Source organism: Paraburkholderia fungorum (genome assembly GCF_003610895.1).
Lineage (GTDB): Bacteria > Pseudomonadota > Gammaproteobacteria > Burkholderiales > Burkholderiaceae > Paraburkholderia > Paraburkholderia fungorum_B.
The window spans coordinates 185,696-203,618 of the sequence record NZ_MCAS01000001.1 but is presented as its reverse complement, the minus strand read 5'-3'; the positions used below and the strand labels follow the sequence as shown (position 1 = coordinate 203,618).

General features: G+C 60.1%; 15 protein-coding genes. 9 read left to right on the top strand and 6 right to left on the bottom strand.

Going from position 1 to position 17,923, the window contains the following annotated elements:
* Positions 1-535: 535 nt before the first annotated feature.
* Both BCY88_RS00845 and BCY88_RS39740 read right to left on the bottom strand, forming a co-directional pair.
* On the bottom strand, positions 536-2,185 hold the full coding sequence (locus tag BCY88_RS00845; protein ID WP_120342382.1) for an NRAMP family divalent metal transporter: 1,650 nt from the start codon (positions 2,183-2,185) through the stop codon (positions 536-538).
* A gap of 126 nt (positions 2,186-2,311) precedes the next feature.
* Positions 2,312-2,452 carry a hypothetical protein gene (locus tag BCY88_RS39740; RefSeq protein WP_183081230.1) on the bottom strand — a complete coding sequence of 47 codons (141 nt, stop codon included), beginning with the start codon at positions 2,450-2,452 and terminating at the stop codon, positions 2,312-2,314.
* A 1,046-nt stretch (positions 2,453-3,498) separates the two neighbouring features.
* On the opposite strand from BCY88_RS39740, the gene BCY88_RS00840 reads away from it, so the two are divergent.
* Together BCY88_RS00840 and BCY88_RS00835 are read left to right on the top strand one after the other, a co-directional pair.
* Entirely contained in the window at positions 3,499-3,855 is a 357-nt protein-coding gene (locus BCY88_RS00840; protein ID WP_147408485.1) for a hypothetical protein, read from the top strand.
* Between the two features lie 97 nt (positions 3,856-3,952).
* Positions 3,953-4,189, top strand: coding sequence for a hypothetical protein (locus BCY88_RS00835; protein WP_120342380.1), 237 nt, complete (start codon positions 3,953-3,955; stop codon positions 4,187-4,189).
* A gap of 100 nt (positions 4,190-4,289) precedes the next feature.
* Here the strand turns inward: BCY88_RS00835 and BCY88_RS00830 are convergent, their stop codons facing one another.
* Positions 4,290-6,188 carry a potassium transporter Kup gene (locus tag BCY88_RS00830; RefSeq protein WP_120342379.1) on the bottom strand — a complete coding sequence of 633 codons (1,899 nt, stop codon included), beginning with the start codon at positions 6,186-6,188 and terminating at the stop codon, positions 4,290-4,292.
* 623 nt (positions 6,189-6,811) lie between these two features.
* Between BCY88_RS00830 and BCY88_RS00825 the strand changes: the two genes are divergently transcribed.
* Positions 6,812-7,606 carry a substrate-binding periplasmic protein gene (locus BCY88_RS00825; protein WP_259461176.1) on the top strand — a complete coding sequence of 265 codons (795 nt, stop codon included), beginning with the start codon at positions 6,812-6,814 and terminating at the stop codon, positions 7,604-7,606.
* Positions 7,603-10,401 (top strand): bifunctional diguanylate cyclase/phosphodiesterase, encoded by a 2,799-nt coding sequence (locus tag BCY88_RS00820; protein WP_120342377.1) that lies wholly within the window; start codon positions 7,603-7,605, stop codon positions 10,399-10,401. The genes BCY88_RS00825 and BCY88_RS00820 overlap by 4 nt, the downstream gene beginning before the upstream one ends.
* A 34-nt stretch (positions 10,402-10,435) precedes the next feature.
* Here the strand turns inward: BCY88_RS00820 and BCY88_RS00815 are convergent, their stop codons facing one another.
* The gene (locus BCY88_RS00815) at positions 10,436-11,113 is read right to left on the bottom strand and encodes a FadR/GntR family transcriptional regulator (protein ID WP_120342376.1); all 678 of its coding nucleotides are present in this window, start codon (positions 11,111-11,113) and stop codon (positions 10,436-10,438) included.
* Between the two features lie 224 nt (positions 11,114-11,337).
* Here BCY88_RS00815 and BCY88_RS00810 point away from each other — a divergent pair, with 224 nt between their 5' ends.
* The 5 genes from BCY88_RS00810 (at position 11,338) to bfr (ending at position 17,235) form a co-directional block, all read left to right on the top strand.
* Complete coding sequence (locus tag BCY88_RS00810; RefSeq protein ID WP_120342375.1) at positions 11,338-13,122, top strand: gamma-glutamyltransferase family protein; 1,785 nt, start codon at positions 11,338-11,340, stop codon at positions 13,120-13,122.
* 47 nt (positions 13,123-13,169) lie between these two features.
* Positions 13,170-14,582: an MFS transporter gene (locus tag BCY88_RS00805; RefSeq protein ID WP_259461175.1), complete on the top strand. Its 1,413-nt coding sequence runs from the start codon at positions 13,170-13,172 to the stop codon at positions 14,580-14,582.
* A 67-nt stretch (positions 14,583-14,649) separates the two neighbouring features.
* A complete protein-coding gene (locus BCY88_RS00800; RefSeq protein ID WP_120342374.1) occupies positions 14,650-15,216 on the top strand; it encodes a type III PLP-dependent enzyme domain-containing protein in 567 nt (188 codons plus the stop codon).
* A 33-nt stretch (positions 15,217-15,249) separates the two neighbouring features.
* Positions 15,250-16,470 (top strand): MFS transporter, encoded by a 1,221-nt coding sequence (locus BCY88_RS00795; protein ID WP_259461174.1) that lies wholly within the window; start codon positions 15,250-15,252, stop codon positions 16,468-16,470.
* A gap of 288 nt (positions 16,471-16,758) precedes the next feature.
* A complete protein-coding gene (gene bfr, locus BCY88_RS00790; protein ID WP_120342372.1) occupies positions 16,759-17,235 on the top strand; it encodes a bacterioferritin in 477 nt (158 codons plus the stop codon).
* 61 nt (positions 17,236-17,296) lie between these two features.
* Here bfr and BCY88_RS00785 read toward each other — a convergent pair whose 3' ends face one another.
* Both BCY88_RS00785 and BCY88_RS00780 read right to left on the bottom strand, forming a co-directional pair.
* Entirely contained in the window at positions 17,297-17,599 is a 303-nt protein-coding gene (locus BCY88_RS00785) for a 4Fe-4S dicluster domain-containing protein (protein WP_120342371.1), read from the bottom strand.
* Complete coding sequence (locus tag BCY88_RS00780) at positions 17,596-17,910, bottom strand: hypothetical protein (protein WP_120342370.1); 315 nt, start codon at positions 17,908-17,910, stop codon at positions 17,596-17,598. Before BCY88_RS00780 ends, BCY88_RS00785 begins: the two co-directional genes overlap by 4 nt.
* Positions 17,911-17,923 lie beyond the last annotated feature (13 nt).

Below are 17,923 nucleotides of genomic sequence, written 5' to 3'. Positions count from 1 at the left end.
TATACGGGTTTCCCCCTATCCGTGACTAATTTAAAGGCACTCAGGACGAAAAAATGCCGTGCACGCGGGCACGGCAGAGTCGATGCAAGTTGATATATGACGTCTGTTGATGACTATTTATTCAGCGTTTCACAGACGTTCGACGCTTATCGGCCACGAAGCGCCTCTCCCACGCAGTACTTCCCGTAGATGAGGCAGTGCGACGACACCTTGCGTGGCATTGTGCTGGCAGGCGGGCTGTCCGTGGAGACGGACGCGGTATTCACAACGGGGGGCAGGCAGGTCTTGTACGGAGACGCGAGTGCCAGCAGTGTCATCACCCCGGTCGAAAGCAGAACAAGTGCAACAGCGCGTTTGACGTATGAGCGCTTCATCGCGGCACCTCCTGTGAGCGACGCCCACGTCCGTTCGTGTTGTCCGGAAAGATGCAGGGTTCAACGCAAAAGGTCGGAGCGTGCAGGAAAGCGGTTTATTGCAGCGTGCCCGGTTGGTCTGCGTGAGTCCGATCCGCAGACGGCTCGGACTCACGCTTGCTTTACTTCAGCAGCGTCATCTGCACGACCTTCAGAACGACAAGGCCGACGGCCACGACCAGATAGCCTCGCAGCACACCCATCCAGACACGCTTGGTCAGCGTGAGATTGGGCGGCGGCAGTTCTTCCAGCGGCGGCATGCGCCACGTATCGCGGGCATTCTTCGGATACTGCTGCACGTTTGCGTCCGAGGCTTCGCGGCGGACTCGACGAACTCCGATCGTGGCGGCATAGCCAAAGACCGCGAGGAGTGTCCCGCCAGCGAGTGTCTCCAGAATCGTTTCACCGGTGATGTCCGGATAGACGACCGACGCGGTGAGGATGATGGAGAGCATCACCAGCACCCAGATCACGGCGCCTGTAAACAGATTGAGCTTCTTCGAATTGACCCACGGACCGAGAACGGCGCGGTCATTGCACAACAGCAGCAGAAACACTGTGGCGCTAGGCAGCAGGACGCCCGCGAGCGTTTGCACGGCTTCAGTCAGCAAACCGAGCGGGCTGCCGGGAATCAGCACCAGCGCTGCCGCGGCCGCAACAATGCCGAAGTAGACCAGATAGAAACCCTTGGCGTCCGACACGGGACGATGCAGCGAGTGGCGAATCTTGAACACGTCGCCGATAGCGTAGGCGGTCGACAGCGACACCGCGGCTGCGCCGATGATGCACGCGTCGAGGAGTGCGACGGCGAAGAGCGTGGCCGAGGTGCGGCCTGCGTATTTCTCCAGACCGGCGATCACGCCCCCTGCGTCCGTGAAATTGCCGAACTCAGGCTTGCCGGCGTACAGCGCGGCACAGAACGAAATCATCGCCACTGCGCCGATCAGCACGAACACAATGCCAATCCACAGGTCGGCTTTTTCGTACTTCATGAAGCGCGGCGTGATGCGCTTATCGACCACGTAGCTTTGCTGGAAGAACAGTTGCCACGGTGCGACCGTCGTGCCGACGATACCGATGACGAGCAGCATCACATCGCTCAGTTTCGAATGAGCGGGCCAGTTCGGAATGAAGAAATCGCGCGTCATCTGACCGACCGGCGGGTGAATCGACACCAGCACGGGCACCAGCAGCAAACTCAGCAGACACAGTACGACCGCGAAGCGTTCGAAGCGCCTGAAATTGCCCGTACTGACGGCGGCCATGGTGAGCGCCGCGGCAATGCAGACCCCCAGAATCTTCGAGATGCCAAAGAAGTCGAGGACGAAGGTGATACCGATGAACTCGGTCACGATGGTCAGCGCGTTGAGGATGAACAGATCGACGACGCTGAACGCACCCCAGAACTTGCCGAAGCGTTCGAAGATAAGACGGGCATGACCCACGCCCGTGACCGCGCCGAGGCGCAGCACCATTTCCTGATTGACGAACAGGACCGGCACCAGCAACAGCATGGTCCACAGCAACGTGGTCCCGTAGTTCTGCCCGGCCTGGGTGTATGTGCCAAAGGCGCCGGCGTCGTTATCGCCGACCATCACGATCAGGCCAGGACCGAGGATCGCGAGCAGTGTTCGGAAGCGCGCCCACCAGTTGGTGCGCGGCGCGGTGTCGTGGTGGGCGATCGTGCCCAGCGCGCCCTTGATGTCGCCGATATGCGCCGAGTCAAGCACGGCGCTGCGTGGTGGTGAGACGTTGGTAGCTGGAGTGGCCATTTTTCTTTCTTCCCTGATTCTGGTTATTAAAAGGGCGATGATGAAATTGCGCACCTCCGGCATACGTAAGGGCGTGTGTCGTCGATCGACGGCGTCGCTTGCGTATGGCGGAAAGGGCGCGGGAGATTAAGAAACGAGTGCTTTAAGGCGCTGCCAGAACGCAGCGAGCTTGTGCGGTTCGTTGGCATGCAGCGCCAGCATGGCGTCGTAGTGGACGCGCGATTCTTCGACGTGCGGCAGTTGTGACAGAAGGAGGCCGAAGTTCATGATATTTCTCCATGCGTTTGGCTTAACGCGGTTCGCGGAAAGCCAGCAGACCTGGAGGCCGGGCGCGCTATGCGCGTACCGACGAACGTCTACTCGCTTTCCTCAGGCAAAGGGTGAGGTGTGCGGCATAAGGGATAACTGTCACTGTCCGGCATGGCGGCTCCTTGTCTACGTTTTGGCACGCATGTTTGTGACGGGCGTGCCTATTCACGCGTCCGTCTGCGCCACTGAAAATCGGCAAGGCGCGAACGGACGCTGCCGCGAGTCGATGCTCGCGACGCGGTGCCATATGGATACGGAAGGACGCGAAAGGACGCGACAATGCCGCAGCTGTATGGCGCTAACAAAGGTGCACGGAGAAGGTAACTACGGCGCGCACCGTCTGCCTGAAGGCAAGACGGCGGCTGGATGAAGAGAGCGCGGACGTCCTGCCGGTCAGGCAGCGAAACTATTCGAAGGTCGACTACTGCAGGTGTCCAAGGCATTAGCCCCGTTTGTCAAGATTTTTGAATTTTAGGCGTCGTGCGAATCTGAAGTCAACATGATTCGCTAAGCAGAGCCAATATAATTTTTTAGCCTCACTTCCTTTCAAAATTGACAGGAAAGAGCCGCCGTTGCGGGGCGTGATTGGCATTTGAAAAAAGGATGCCGGAAACAGAATCGGTTGGCGCGCGACTCTGGTCAGGCGATTCGGGCTGCGATTTCCTGCAGGTTTTTTTACTTGCAGTTTCTGGCGAGAGCCGAATACAATCCGCCCGTCTCATCAAAAGGAGTCCCTCGTGGACACATGCTCTAGTAGTGGAAGTTCGATGCCGGTCTGCACCGGCGAAGTCACCGCGAGATAGCCGCCGCAGGATCACTCCTTCGCCGCTAACTCGCTTTTGTCGGGTTAGCGCGCTTCATTACCGACTGGCTCCCTGCCGGTCCGTCAGCAGCACGCTCCCTTTGTTTGGCCGCTTTTCGCCAGTCGTCGCCAGTCCGCTTGCGAGATGCAGTCACGTCGTCACACGTCGCCCGCTATGTCCGGGCAGGACGGGGGTGCGCTTATGTTCGTCAAATCATTCGTTGTGTTTTTCGGTGGCGCCGTGCGTGCGCCACACCCACTGCGGGTTGCCGCCCGCGCGCATCTGATGGCTGTTTCCACGCCGGCTCCGGCAGCAGCGCGCGCCGGCGTTGCCGATGCAAGCCGTCGGTCGGCAGCGGTAAGTCATCTGCGCCGCGCCGGGAAACTGGCCGCGCGCTCCGCCCTTCGCGTGGCCTATGCAGGTAATCCGCTCACGCCTACCGGGTACGCGATTGTCGCCGTCACGGTAGCCGCGTTCGCGCTGGTCGCGATGCTGTGCACGTCTTCCATCGCCGATGAGTTGGGCCGCTCGTTGCGGCTTAGCTGGTGGTTCTCCTGACGCTGCCGCGTCAGGCCACCGTCACATCTGCATGCCGTCGTAAGGACGACACGCAGGTGAAACCTGAAAAGAGTCTGCGCCGGACAGGAGGTTGACCATGAAGGTCATTGAACGCAACGACACGCCCGAGGCACGGCGTTGCCTGAGTGCACATGAACTGGCGACGCTGCTGGTGCTGCTTCAAACACCGGTTGAGGTGAGGGCCGCAACTGAGGATGTGCTCGCGCTTCGCGAAGCCGGGCTGGCCCGGCTGGTCGGCTCGGAACCGGGTGAAGCCAGGTTCGCGATTACGGACGAAGGCAATGCCGTATTGCGAATGCTGGACGCGGGATGACTGGGCGGAGAAGTTCGCTGTACCGATCAAGTCGTACTCCTTGCCGTGTCCGTTCATGAGCGAGGTCGGCCCATGCTGAACGGCAAGGAGACGCCGGTGCTCAGATATTGATCTGACCGCCCATTTCCACCACACGGTTAGCGGGCAGGCTGTAGTACTCGGCCGCCTGTGCCGCGTTTCTGGCAAGAAACGCGAACAGCTTCTCGCGCCAGAGCGGCATCGATTTGCTTTCGCCGGTCGCCATGACGGTGTCGCGCGCGAGGAAGAACGACGTATCTGCGGCTTCGTAGTTCCAGTTCGGCATCTGTTTCTGCGCCAGTTCGAGAATGAAGGGGACGTTCGGAATCTCCATGAAGCCGTAGTGAACCGTGACGGCGTAGCAGCCGTGCCCAAGGTCGACTACCGTCGCTTTGCGCTCGTCAGGAACATGAGGCACGTTGTCCGTCGTGCCCGCAAGGAAGATGTTGACCTGATGCATGACGCCGTTGTGCTTCAGGTTATGCAGAAACGCGGAGGGCGCCATGTCCACGACCCCGCCCGGAAAGACGGCCGTGCCGTTCACGCGGGGTGGCGAGTGCTCGCCGCCGCAGAGGGATTGGATCAGGGCCACCAGCGGCATATTGTCGGTTTTCATCCGGTCGACAACCGTTTCACGTCCTTTGTGCCAGGTTGTCATTACGGTAAACAGCGCGCCCCCGGCGAGCAGCGGAAACCAGCCGCCTTCAAGCACCTTGCTGATGTTGCTCGACACGAACACCGCGTCGACGAGAGCGAGGGGCCCGATGACAGCCGCCGTTGCGAGCGGCTTCCAATGCCACAGGCAGTGAGTGATGAAGTACATCAGCAAGGTGGTCAGCAGCATGGTCGATGCCACGGCAATGCCGTAAGCCGCCGCCAGATTGTCAGAGGATTTGAAGAACACCACCAGAAAAACCACGGCCGCGTAAAGCGTGACGTTGATGAACGGGACATACACCTGGCCGATCTCGTGCGTCGACGTGTGCACGACCGGGATGCGCGGCAGAAAACCGAGTTGCACGGCCTGCTTGGTCATCGAAAAAGCGCCCGAGATAACGGCCTGCGACGCGATGATAGTGGCCGCCGTGGCGAGCACGACCAGCGGCACCAGCGCCCAGTCAGGCGCGGACTGAAAAAACGGTTGAGCAATCGCTGAGGGCTTTTCCAGAACCAGTGCCGCCTGACCGAAATAGTTCAGCACCAGGCTCGGCAGCACGAGAAACAGCCACGCGAGCGTGATCGGCTTCTTGCCGAAATGACCCATGTCGGCATAGAGCGCCTCGCCGCCGGTCAGCGCGAGGAAGACCGAACCCAGCACCACGAAGGCGGTGGCCGGCGCGTGCGCGACGAATGCGATTGCATAGAGCGGCGACACGGCCCGCACGATAGCCGTATGCGTGACGATATGGGAGATGCCGAGCACCGCCAGCGTGACGAACCATACGATCATCACCGGTCCGAAAACCTGGCCGACCGCGCCCGTGCCGCGTTTCTGGATTTTGAACAGGCCGGTAAGGATGACGAGCGAGATGGGAACAATCCATTCGGTCAGATGCGGGTCCACGAGCGTCACGCCTTCCACGGCGGATATCACCGAAATGGCCGGCGTGATCATCGAATCGCCGTAGAACATGGCCGCGCCGAACACCCCAAGCGTTAGCAGAACGTTGCGCAATCGTGCGGGCGCGACGCCGGATGCAAGCGCGGTGAGCGCCAGGATGCCGCCTTCACCTTCGTTGTCCGCACGCATCACGAAGCTGACGTACTTCAGCGTGACGACAATGATGATCGACCACAGAATCAGCGACACAATACCGAACACATTGGTTTGCGTGATGCCGCCCGCTGCCTTCAGGCATTCGCGCAGCGTATAGAGCGGGCTGGTTCCGATGTCGCCGAACACGACCCCGATGGCGCCGAGCACAAGGCCGGGCGCAGCTTTTTTTGCAGAGGAGGCTGCGCTGAGAGCAGTGGAGGACATAGGGGATTCAGGTTGAGGGTTGCCGCGGACGCGCGGTCTACGGATATTTCCGTAGGCGCGCGGCGTATTGATGACAGCGACTGCTGCGTTTGACGCAAATTGCGAGCGAACCAGGGGCAAACTCCCGGGCCAACCCGCGGGACTCGCGGGCGCAGGGCGAAGCCCTTCGCGTCCTGCCGCAACGTCTTGCGCGTAAGCGATCTTCCGCTATCTGAGTTTCCAGATGCCCCATGCCGCAATCAGCAAAGCCACGGCCAAGCCGCCGCCGAGTAGGATGTAGGTAGCCATGGAAAATGAAATGTAAGTGATGCGTGATTGAAAGGAGGGTTCGCAAGCGTGTTTCGCATGCTACCGGCTCTACCTTTCAGAATCGCCTTCGATGGCTGCCTGTACTTCGTCTTTGAGTGGCGGGGCTGCACGGTCAATGGATGTCATGTACGTCCGGTCCGATTTCGCCTGGATAGTTGGGTGGGGCGTCGCACACCGGCCGCGCATTGGGTCAGAAAAGTGTCCCGGATTCTGTGATAAAAGTAGGGTATGAGCAAAATAGACCTGCCTGAACATGCCGGCGGATTATGGCCCGGCGAGAATATAACCAGGCGTCATTCCGCTACGGAGGCGTTGTGATTCGAAACTGGCTTGGCGGGGTCTTGTTGGCAGCGTGTTTCGTAAGCAATGCCGTTGCGGGCGGCCCGGATTGCTCCCGGCCGTTCACGCTCGGATTGCATGACCATGGCCTGCTCTATTCGCTCGACACCGACAGCGGCATCGACAAAGACTTTGCCGACGAGCTGATCCGGCGCAGCGGTTGCCAGATCAAGGTCAGTCTGATGTCACGGGCACGTATCTGGAAACTGATCGAGTCGGGCGCGCTCGATTTCAGCCTGTCTGGAATCGCGAACGACGAGCGCAATCAATACGCGTCGTTTGCGTGGTACTTCAGTAATAAATACTATCTGCTCGTACGCAAGGACGCCGGCATCCGCAACGTCGCCGACTTCGAGCGCAACCGGCAAGCCCAGCTCGGCGTAATCCGCAGTTTTCGCTATAGCGCGTCGGCCAACGAACTGGTCGACAGGCTGACGGCGGAAAACCGGGTCAGCCTCGCGGGGGGGCTCGAGCCGCTCTACCAGGCGCTTATTCTTCGACAGATCCAGGGCATGATTATCGAACCCTTCGATTACCCCGCGCTGGATGAGAAAAAGATCCGTGACATGACGACGATCGTCGAGTTTAACGATCCCTCGGTGCCGCACGGCCTGATCATGTCGAAGAAGGCGCTCCCGGCCGGCGAACGGGAGAAGTGGCGGGCGCTGGTAGATGAAATGCGTGCGGACGGAACGGTGCGGCGGATCTTCGAAAAGTACTTCAGGCCGGATCTGGCCGATTCCATGGTCAACTTCAAGGCGTCACCGTGATCCGGGTGCGCGCCATCCTGCTGCCGTTGCTGGTTTTATCCGCATCGCTCTGCGTGACCTGGATCGTCTGGAATCACGAACGGCAGGCGAGTCGCAAAGAGCTTCGCAGCCAGTTTGAGTACACCGTGAGTGATGCGGTAGGCCGCGTCGAGCAGCGCATGGCGACCTATGAGCTGATGTTGCGCGGCGTGCAGAGCCTGTTTGCCGCGAACGGAACGATCGATCGCGACAGGTTCCGGCGTTATGTGAACGCGCTCAATCTCGACGCGAACTTTTCCGGGATCCACGGCGTCGGTGTGATCGAATGGGTGCCCGCGGCGCGTAAGGCGGCCCACATAGCGGGCATGCGTCAGAGCGGCGTTGCCGACTACGCGATTCGTCCCGACGGGCCACGCGCGGCTTATGCCCCAATCATTCAACGTGAGCCCTTTATCGGCATCGCGCGCAGCTCGCCCGGTCTTGACGCCTGGGACGAACCGGTGCGCCGCGCCGCGATGGAGAAGGCCCGCGATTCCGGCATGGCGGCCCTGTCGGGGAAAGTGCGCCTCACGATCGACGTGGACCCGGACTCCCGGCCAGGTTTCATCATGTACCTGCCGATCTACGCCGCCGGCAAGGCGCAGGACGACCTCGCGCAACGCCGGGCGAACATTGTCGGTTGGGTCTATGCCTCGTTCCAGATGCACGACGTGATGGCCAGTCTCTACGGCGAACAGCCGCCCGGCGTCTCGCTGGCCATTTACGACGGGGTTGAGCCATTGGACGCAGCGCTGCTGCATCGCACTGCCGAACCAGGCAACCGGCGCGCGCCCGCGATCATCAGCGCAAACGAATATCTCGTTGTGGACGGGCATGACTGGACGCTCCTGATGAGCGCCTCCGACGAGTTTCGCTCCCGCCTGGGACGCAATGCGGAGGTGTTGATTGCAGGCACCGGCACGGGTTTGAGTCTCCTGTTGGCGCTTTTGACCTGGCTCATGATGACGGGGCGCGAGCGCGCTATGCGGCTAGCCTCGGCGATGACGCGGGAGTTGCGCGAGAACGAAGAGAAGTTTCGTGCCATTGCCGACTGCACGGTGAACCTGGAGATCTGGTGGGGGCAGGACGGCAAGCCTCGCTGGATCAATCCTTCGGTCGAGTATTACACGGGGTATACCGTCGCCGAGTGCATGGCGATGTCCGACTTCGCCCGCACGCTGATTCATCCGGAGGACCTGATTCGCGTTGCGCCGGAATTCAAGAAGGGGCTGCAGGGCTCTCGCGGCGAGGATCTCGAGTTTCGTTGCGTGCGCAAGGATGGTTCGCTGCTGTGGCTGTCGGTCTCCTGGGTTCCGATCAGCAATCAGCGGGGAGACTTCATCGGTTTCCGTACCAGCGGCCGCGATATCACCGAGCGCAAGAAGTCGGAGGAGAAAATCCGCGAGCTGGCCTTCTATGACACGCTCACACGCCTGCCCAATCGCGCGCTGCTGCTGGACCGGCTAAGGCAATCCATGGTGGTCAGCCGCGAGAACAGGGTCTGCGGCGCCCTGATGTTCATCGATCTCGACCACTTCAAAACGCTGAACGACACGCTCGGGCACGACAAAGGCGATCTGCTCCTGCGGCAGGTCGCACATCGTCTGTCGAATAGCGTCAATGAGGCAGACACGGTTGCCCGCGTCGGCGGCGACGAGTTCGTTGTCGTATTGGGCAATCTGAGTCCGGACGAGGCCGTGGCGACAATGGAAACCGAGGCGGTGGGGGAAAGAATTCTCTCCGTGCTGGGATTCGCCTACGAGCTCAACGGTGTCCAGTTCCGGAGCACCGCCAGCATAGGCGTCACGGTATTCAGCGGGGAGCAGACCTCCATCGACGAGCTTTTCAAGCAGGCCGATCTGGCCATGTATCAATCGAAGGAGCGCGGCCGCAATGCCATGTGTTTCTTCGACCCCGCGATGCAAACGGCGGTGCTCAAACGTGCCGAGCTGGAGGTCGGGCTGCGCAATGCCATCGAGGAGAACCGGATTGTTCTTCACTATCAGGCGCAGGTTGTCGACGGCAATTACATCACCGGTGCGGAAGCGCTGGTGCGCTGGGCGCATCCTGAGCGCGGCCTGATCCCTCCGGGCGAGTTTATCCCGCTCGCGGAGGAGTCCGGACTGATTCTCGAGATGGGGCGAAAGGTGCTGGCGTCCGCATGCGCTCAGCTGGCGGTGTGGGCGACGTGCCCGTCGATGGCGCATCTGTCCGTGGCAGTGAACGTCAGCGCCCGGCAATTTCGCGAGCCTGACTTCGTGGACGGCGTACTCGAGGTCATCAATCAGACTGGGGCGAGGGCGGACCGGCTCAAGCTTGAACTGACCGAAAGCGTTCTGGTCGAGAACGTACAGGACATTATTGAAAAAATGAGTGCGCTTCGTGCTCGAGGCGTGACGTTCTCGCTGGACGACTTCGGGACGGGCTACTCGTCGCTCGCCTATCTGAAGAGATTGCCGTTGGATCAACTGAAGATTGACCGGTCGTTTGTGCGCGACATTCTGGTCGACCCCAACGACGCCGACATCGCGCGAACCATCGTGGCGCTTGCGCGAAGCTTTAATCTGGGTGTCATCGCCGAAGGCGTTGAAACCGAAGCGCAAAGAGATTTCCTTGCGGTAGCGGGATGCCATGCCTATCAAGGTTTCCTCTTTTGCAAGCCGCTGCCGATCCAGGGTTTTGAACAGTTCGTCAGTCTGTTCAGTGCCAGGCACCGGGCGCAAGGCCAGTCGACCATAAGTGTCGAGAGAAACGTAGGTTCAGGTACGGCAAGCTGATCGATCGGTATCGAAGACAGGCCGCGCGGCTTGCTCAATCGTGGCGGCGCGCCGCCTCGTCGCTTCTCGCGGAAGCGCGCCATTGAACGCTGAGCAGGTGCTCGCGCATGCAGCGGGCCGCGGCTTCGCCGTCGCGAGCCTTCATCGCACTCACAATATCCTGGTGCTGCTGGGCAAAAAACCCCCGTGTTTCCTGGGCGGACGTCTTCTCGCGCACGTCAGGTTTGACGCGCATGCCATTGATCACTTCCATCAGGGAGATGAGCGCGGGATTGCGTGTGGCCTGCCCGATGAGCAAATGAAATCGATGATCCCATTGTTGCCACTCTTCATCATTTTTTGCCGCGGCATTTTTTCGTGCGCATTTTTCAAGTTCCAGCAGGTCGTCCCGGCTGGCTTTCGTCGCGGCTAGCTGCGCGAGCGCCGGTTCGAACAGCAGGCGCATTTCCGCAATGTCCGCCGGACTGGCGCCCGCGCGAAGTCCGCGCAGCGTCGGGGCGAACTTCAGCGGCCTAGCGCCCAGATAGGTACCGCGGCCGACGCCGCGCCACACACGTCCGGAAGCCTCCAGCGAGGCAAGCGACGAACGCAGTTCCCTGCGGCTGACCTTCAGATCTTCGGCGAGTTTTCTTTCAGGGGGCAGCGCATCGCCGTCCTTGAGTCGATGGTCGGCAATATAGTCCAGCAGCCTGTCCAGTATCGATTTTTCCATCTTTCCCGTTTGAACCAATAAACATTGGTTCAAACGATACCATGCCTGACCCGGTTGAGGTGATGGCAGTCGATTCTTTTTTATTGTTATTCTATTCTGATTATCGGGTTAACGCTTGGTGCAACCTGGAACCGTTCGCCGTAATCTCATGGCTTGAGATGTTGGTACCAATATGAATTGGTTCAACCGTGATCGATCTTTGATCATTGCAAAAGGAGTGGCGCATGTCGTTTACAACCCGTCCGGAGCTGATTGGCACATTCGGCATGGTGGCCTCGACACACTGGCTGGCGAGTGCATCGGCCATGGCCGTTCTGGAGAAAGGGGGCAATGCGTTCGATGCGGCCGCCGCTGCAGGTTTCGTTCTGCAGATCGTGGAGCCGCATCTGAATGGTCCTGGCGGCGAGCTGCCGGTCGTCTTCTACAGTGCCCGCGAAGAACGTGTGCGCGTTTTGTGCGGGCAGGGCGTGACGCCGGCGGCAATGACGATCGCGCGCATGCGTGAGTTGGGTCTCGAAGTCGTTCCCGGCACGGGCTTGCTGCCTGCCGTAGTGCCTGGCGCATTTGGCGCCTGGATGCTTATGCTGCGCGACTATGGCCAGCTGCCGCTCGAAGACGTCCTGAGCTACGCGATCGGCTATGCGGAAAATGGCTATCCGGTTCTGCCGCGCATGAGCTCGTCGATCCTGGCAATCAAGGACTTTTTCCGGACCGAATGGCCGACTTCGGCTGAGCAATGGCTGCACGACGGGGACGCGCCTATGCCGAACCGGTTGTTTGCGAATCCCGCGATTGCGCAGACATACCGGCGCATTCTGGCGGAGGCGAACACGCATGGCGATCGTGCCGAGCAATGCGAGCTTGCGCGCAAAGTCTTTTATCGCGGCTTCGTGGCCGACGCTATCGACCAATACTTCCGCTCAACGGCAGTGCTCGACACCTCGGGCCAGCGCAACCATGGTTTGCTCAACGCGGACGATCTCGCGCGTTGGGAGCCGTCCTATGAAGATCCGGTTTCATACGACTACGAGGGCTTGCGTGTTCACAAGACCGGCCCGTGGGGCCAGGGGCCGATGTTCCTGCAGCAGCTCGCGCTTCTCAAAGGTTTCGATCTCGGGGCGATGGACCCGATGGGCGCCGATTTCGTACACACCATCATCGAATGCTCAAAGCTTGCGTTCGCCGATCGTGAAGTGTTTTACGGCGACCCGGCCTTTGCGCATGTGCCCATGGACGTGCTTCTGAGTGACACCTACAACGACGAACGCCGCCGACTGATCGATCCCAACCGGGCGTCGTTCGAATTCCGCCCTGGCGCCCTCGGCGACAGCGCGCGACGTGCCGAACTCATCATGGCCAACGCAGGGCGGCAGCAGTCCGGCGGCTTCGGCCAGGGCGAGCCGACGTTTGCTCCCCTGCCGGAACTGCGTGGCGATACGGTTCATCTTGATGTGGTGGATCGCTGGGGCAATATGGTCTCGGCAACGCCATCGGGCGGCTGGTTGCAAGCCTCGCCTGCCGTGCCCGGTCTCGGTTTTAACGTCACCACGCGCGCGCAAATGTTCTGGATGGAGGAGGGGCTGCCGTCCTCGCTCGGCCCGGGACGCCGCCCCCGTACCACGCTCTCGCCCACGCTGGTTACGCGTGACGGCAAACCCTACGCGGCGTTTGGCACACCGGGCGGCGACCAGCAGGATCAGTGGTCGATCCAGCTGTTTCTCAGGCACGTGCACGCCGGCATGAATTTCCAGGCGGCCGTGGATTCGCCTTCGTTTCAGACCGCGCATTTCCCCGGTTCGTTTTATCCGCGCTCGATGCAACTGGGCAAGATGTCCGCCGAGTCCAGTTTCCCGGAGCACACGCTTGCGCAATTGCGTGAGCGTGGGCATGACCTGAGCCTGGCCGAACCCTGGTCGCTCGGCCGCGTGTGTGCGGTCGGGATCAGAAACGGTCTGATGCGTGGCGCCGCAACACCGCGTCAAATGCAGGCATACGCAATCGGGCGATAAGTTTCGAAGCCCGGAAACCGTATTCATTTCCGTCAGGGAGAACAGTCGTGTCTGCTATTGCTGCCCGTCTCGAGCGATTGCCGTTGTCGGGTTTTCATCGCAAGCTTCTGCTGATTGGCGGGCTCGGATATATGTTCGACGGGCTCGATTCGTCGTCGCTTGCGTTTCTGCTACCCGTCGTGAGCAAGCTCTGGCACCTGACGAGTGCGCAGACGGGGCTCGTCGCGAGCAGTACTTACATTGGGTATTTTTTTGGCGCCTTTCTATCGGGCGTGCTCGCGGATGTGATTGGCCGGCGTCGCATCATGATGAGCGCGCTGGCGATTTATTGCTGCGCATCGCTCGCGAGCGCGACGGCCACAGACTGGCACACGTTCTTCGCGTTGCGGGTTGTCGCGGGCTTTGGATCAGGCGCCGAGACCGTCGTGATCGCACCGTTTCTGGCCGAGTTCGTGCCACGGCGCTATCGAGGCATTTTTTGCGGCGCGCTGGTCGGTTTCATGTCGTTCGGCTATCTGGGCTCATCCATTCTCGGCTTCACCGTCGTGCGTAACTTTGCGGACGGCTGGCGCTACCTGGCGGTGGCGACTTCGTTGCCTGTCGTCATGCTCCTCTGGTGGCGAAGAACCTTGCCTGAATCGCCGCGTTGGCTTGAAAGCCAGGGGCGGGTCGCTGAGGCGAACACCATTGTGAGTGCAATCGAGTCGTGGTTTGCAGGTAAGGGAATCAGTCTGGCACCCGTTGCCTTCTCCGGTAATACGCCTGCATCCGCGCCTGCAAAGGGCCATGCGCTTGGGAATGTGCTGACGCTGTGGTCGCCGCGGCTGGCGCGTACGACTACCGTGAGCTGGTTGATGTGGTTCTCGGTCGCGTTCGCGTATTACTCGTTTTTCTCGTGGATTCCGAGCCTGCTCCTGAAGGAGGGGCTCACCATGACGAAAAGCTTTGGTTATTCGATCGCAATCTACGGGGCGCAGATTCCCGGCTATTTCTCGGCCGCATGGCTCAACGAACGGCTCGGCCGCAAAGGTGTGGTGGCGTCATACATGCTATTGGGCGGGATTGCCGCGATCACGCTTGCGTTTTCCCACACCAGCTTGCAAATCATGGCTGCGGGGATTTGCCTGTCGTTCTTCATGAACGGCGCGTTTGCCGGCGTGTATGCGTATACCCCTGAAGTCTTTCCGACTGCCGTGCGTGCAACCGGTACAGGATCGTCCTCGTCGTTCGGCCGCATCGGCTCCGTGAGTGCCCCCATTCTGGTGGGCCTTGTCTATCCGGTATTCGGATTCCTGGGCGTGTTTGCCATGACTACCACGGTGTTGCTCGTGGGAGCCTGTGTCGTGTTCTTCCTGGGTATCGAGACCCGTAACCGGTCGCTCGAAGAGATCGAGGAGGGCGGCGCGGACCAGCCGCTGGATTTGCATGGCTCGCTCGGTTCCACCGAAATGCGCGGCTGAGTAGTGTCCATCATTTCAACCGATTGCAACCGATTGCAACCCATCGCAACCCATTGACAGCGCGATCATGCTAGCCAATCCGATCGATCCAATCGTGCCAGTTCCACATGCACTGGACATTTCAGACCTTGAACGGCTTGCCGTCGTCATGCGGCTGCGAAACCAGCCCATGGAGATTTTTCGTGCGGTTCACGCCCTGGCTGCGAGCGTAATCGGTTTCGGCCTTTTCACGATCATGTCCTACGACGCGCAACGCGAGGAAGTCGAGCGCGTTTATACAAACATGCCGGACGTGTACCCAGTTGGAGGCCGTAAGCAAAAAACCGGCACCGTGTGGGCAAGCCAGGTATTGCGGGATCTCAGGCCATTTCGCGCGGAAACGACCCAGGGCATCCGGGAAGCGTTCGACGATCATGCGGTAATGACCGGCATGGGCCTCGGGTCGATCCTGAATATTCCGGTCGCGTACGACGGGGTATGCGTCGGCACGATGAACCTCACCCATAAGGAAGGGTGGTACACGGGCCAGCACGAAAACATAGGCCTGCTGATCGGCGCCTTCCTTGCGCCCGCGCTGATCAGGTGCAATCGGGCACAAGCCAGGGCATATGCCGGTAGCGCCACGCACCTTTGACATCACGACGATCACTTACCGGCAAGAACAATCTTGACCCAATCCTCCGAATCCTCGAACACCTGGGTGCTGGTCTTCGTCCTCAGCTACCTGGCCTTACTGGCCGATGGTGCGGACGTCATGATGTACGGTCTGACGCTCACGCGGATCAAGGACGAGTTTGGTTTGAGCAATGTCGAAGCGGGCGCCTTGGGCAGCTTGACGCTGCTTGGCATGGCCATTGGCGGCATTCTCGGCGGCTGGGCCAGTGATCGCCTCGGACGGGTTCGGGTGGTGGCCTGGGCGCTGGCGCTTTTTTCGCTCGGCGCGGGGCTGCTCGGGTTGACGCACAGCTTTCTCGAGTTTGCGGTGGTGCGGTTTATCAGTTCGTTGGGGATCGGTTGCATGGTGCTGGTTTCCACGCTGGTTGCCGAATACGTGCCCACCGAGCGGCGCTCACTGATTCTCGGCGTTCTGCAAACCGGCATTTCCGCGGGCTATATCGTCGTCATTTCGCTGAGCAACTGGATCTTGCCGCACTACGGCTGGCGCACGCTCTATTACGTTTCGGCACTGCCGGTGCTGCTGGCGCTGGCGATAAAGTTTGCCGTGCCCGAACCGGCGGCATGGCAGGCGAGCCGCGCGACTGGCGGGAAGGACGAGCGCGGACATCGCACCAACCGCTACTATCTGATCTTCAGTAACCGTCAATCGCGAAGCTTGTTCATCCTGTGGACCTTGGCGTCCGTGTTCGCACTTTCCGGATTTTACGGCCTGAACAACTGGCTGCCGACATACCTGGAAAAGGAACTGCACATCAAATTCGGTGCGATGGCGGGCTACATGATTGGCACTTTCGTGGTCGCCTTCATTGGCAAGATCGTTGCGGGATGGCTAGGCGACCGCTGGAGCCGGCGTGGTGTTTATGTGCTCGGCTGTGTGGGTGCCGCGCTCTTCCTGCCGGTGATCATTTTCTGGCATACGCGCGACAACATTGCCTACCTCATGCTCATTTTCGGGTTTCTGTATGGCGTGCCGCTGGGTACGATCGGCACCTTCATGTCCGAGAGTTTCCCTACCGCTATCCGCGGGACAGCCGTGGGTGGCTCTTATAACCTCGGGCGCTTCTGCGCAGGCGCGGCCCCAATCGTGATTGGCTACATTGCCACCCAGCTGTCTATCGGCGCCGGATTTCTGGTGGTCGGCGGAGTGTTCTTTCTGAGCGGCGTCACCGCGTTCTTCGTCCCGGACCGGCTCTACGACACACAACGTTAGCCCACGCGCAACCGGGCCGGCAACGTGATCTCTCCAGCCGTAGGAGGCTCGCCCGGATCGTGATTGATGCGCAATCCCATGTCTTCGCGAGTATCAACGGCGAACGAATCTACTGCTAACGATTCCGGTTCTCATTTTTAACGTTGCTGAGGCAATACACTATGCTGGACTGGTGGCAACGGCCATTCGCGCGTCGACGCTTAAGCGCCAGCTCGCATCAGACGGAACAGGATGCCTGGGCAACGCCCCGCGCATTTCTCTCGGGACGTCACCCTTCAAGGAGGCGATATGCAAGGAGACCCCAAGGTTCTCGAGTATCTGAACGCTCAGTTGAAGAATGAACTGAGCGCGATCAATCAGTATTTCCTGCATGCCAGAATGTACGGGCATTGGGGCCTGAAAAGCCTTGAGAAGCACGAGTATGACGAATCGATCGGCGAGATGAAGCATGCGGACCTGTTGATCGAGCGCATCTTCATGCTGGACGGCTTACCCAATCTGCAGGACCTGCATAAGTTGCTGATTGGTGAGGACACGAAAGAAATCCTTGAGTGCGACCTCAAGCTCGAGCAGGCGTCGCAGACCACTTGTAAGGAAGCGATCGCATACTGTGAGACGGTTCGCGACTTTGTCTCGCGCGACATCATCACTCATATTCTCGACGACACTGAAGATCATATCGACTGGCTCGAAACGAATCTGGCCTTGATCGATAAAGTCGGGATTCAGAATTATCAGCAATCGGGAATGGATTCACTGAGTTGAGACCGCGGCGCTTGCGGTCCCGTCTCGCGGTTTCCTGAGTGATGCGCGGCAATGCGCGACGTTACGGCGCCCCGATCCTGGCTAACGTAATGGCACGTTCGGGGCATGCGGTCACACACAGGCCACATGCCCGGCATGCATCGGCGTTGGGCGTGTACGCGACTTTCATGCCGTGCACGCGCAGCTTGAATCTGTTCAACGCACCCAACTCCTGATAGTCGGCCGTGTCGATCCGGCGGATTTCGAACACGTTTTCGGGGCAGACAACCGCGCAATCACCCTTGCCTTCGCAGCGCCTGAGATTGACCACTGGCGCAATCACGCCCGCAGGCTGCTTGCAGGCGGATGTAGAGGTGTGGCTCATGCTTGATCCTCGTGGCGCTTGCCGTCAAAGGACGACAGGTTCTTCTGAAAGTTTTCGCGTTCCTCCGGCGTCATCCGTTCCCAACGGCGCCAATGGCGGCGTCCATGCCAGCCGCCATGCCCGCGAAATCCGCCAAACAGAATCCGGCTCAGGACCAGCAGGCCTAGCGCGTGCGGAAAGTCGATCGCACGGGCACTGATGAATAGCGCGGGGACAACCCAGTTCCATAGCGTCATCACCATCCATCCCAGCACGGCAATACCCACCAGAACCAACAGTGCCTTGCCGAAGCATCTCAGTTTGAATCTCATCTAGTTGCTCCTT

Bases quoted from the DNA above. Each gene is read 5' to 3' on its own strand.
- BCY88_RS00835 (WP_120342380.1), top strand. From the start codon at position 3,953: ATGAAGGTCATTGAACGCAACGACACGCCCGAGGCACGGCGTTGCCTG.
- bfr (WP_120342372.1), top strand. From the start codon at position 16,759: ATGCAAGGAGACCCCAAGGTTCTCGAGTATCTGAACGCTCAGTTGAAG.
- BCY88_RS00830 (WP_120342379.1), bottom strand. From the start codon at position 6,188: ATGTCCTCCACTGCTCTCAGCGCAGCCTCCTCTGCAAAAAAAGCTGCG.
- BCY88_RS00785 (WP_120342371.1), bottom strand. From the start codon at position 17,599: ATGAGCCACACCTCTACATCCGCCTGCAAGCAGCCTGCGGGCGTGATT.
- BCY88_RS39740 (WP_183081230.1), bottom strand. From the start codon at position 2,452: ATGAACTTCGGCCTCCTTCTGTCACAACTGCCGCACGTCGAAGAATCG.
- BCY88_RS00845 (WP_120342382.1), bottom strand. From the start codon at position 2,185: ATGGCCACTCCAGCTACCAACGTCTCACCACCACGCAGCGCCGTGCTT.
- BCY88_RS00780 (WP_120342370.1), bottom strand. From the start codon at position 17,910: ATGAGATTCAAACTGAGATGCTTCGGCAAGGCACTGTTGGTTCTGGTG.
- BCY88_RS00815 (WP_120342376.1), bottom strand. From the start codon at position 11,113: ATGGAAAAATCGATACTGGACAGGCTGCTGGACTATATTGCCGACCAT.
- BCY88_RS00810 (WP_120342375.1), top strand. From the start codon at position 11,338: ATGTCGTTTACAACCCGTCCGGAGCTGATTGGCACATTCGGCATGGTG.
- BCY88_RS00840 (WP_147408485.1), top strand. From the start codon at position 3,499: ATGTTCGTCAAATCATTCGTTGTGTTTTTCGGTGGCGCCGTGCGTGCG.
- BCY88_RS00800 (WP_120342374.1), top strand. From the start codon at position 14,650: ATGCTAGCCAATCCGATCGATCCAATCGTGCCAGTTCCACATGCACTG.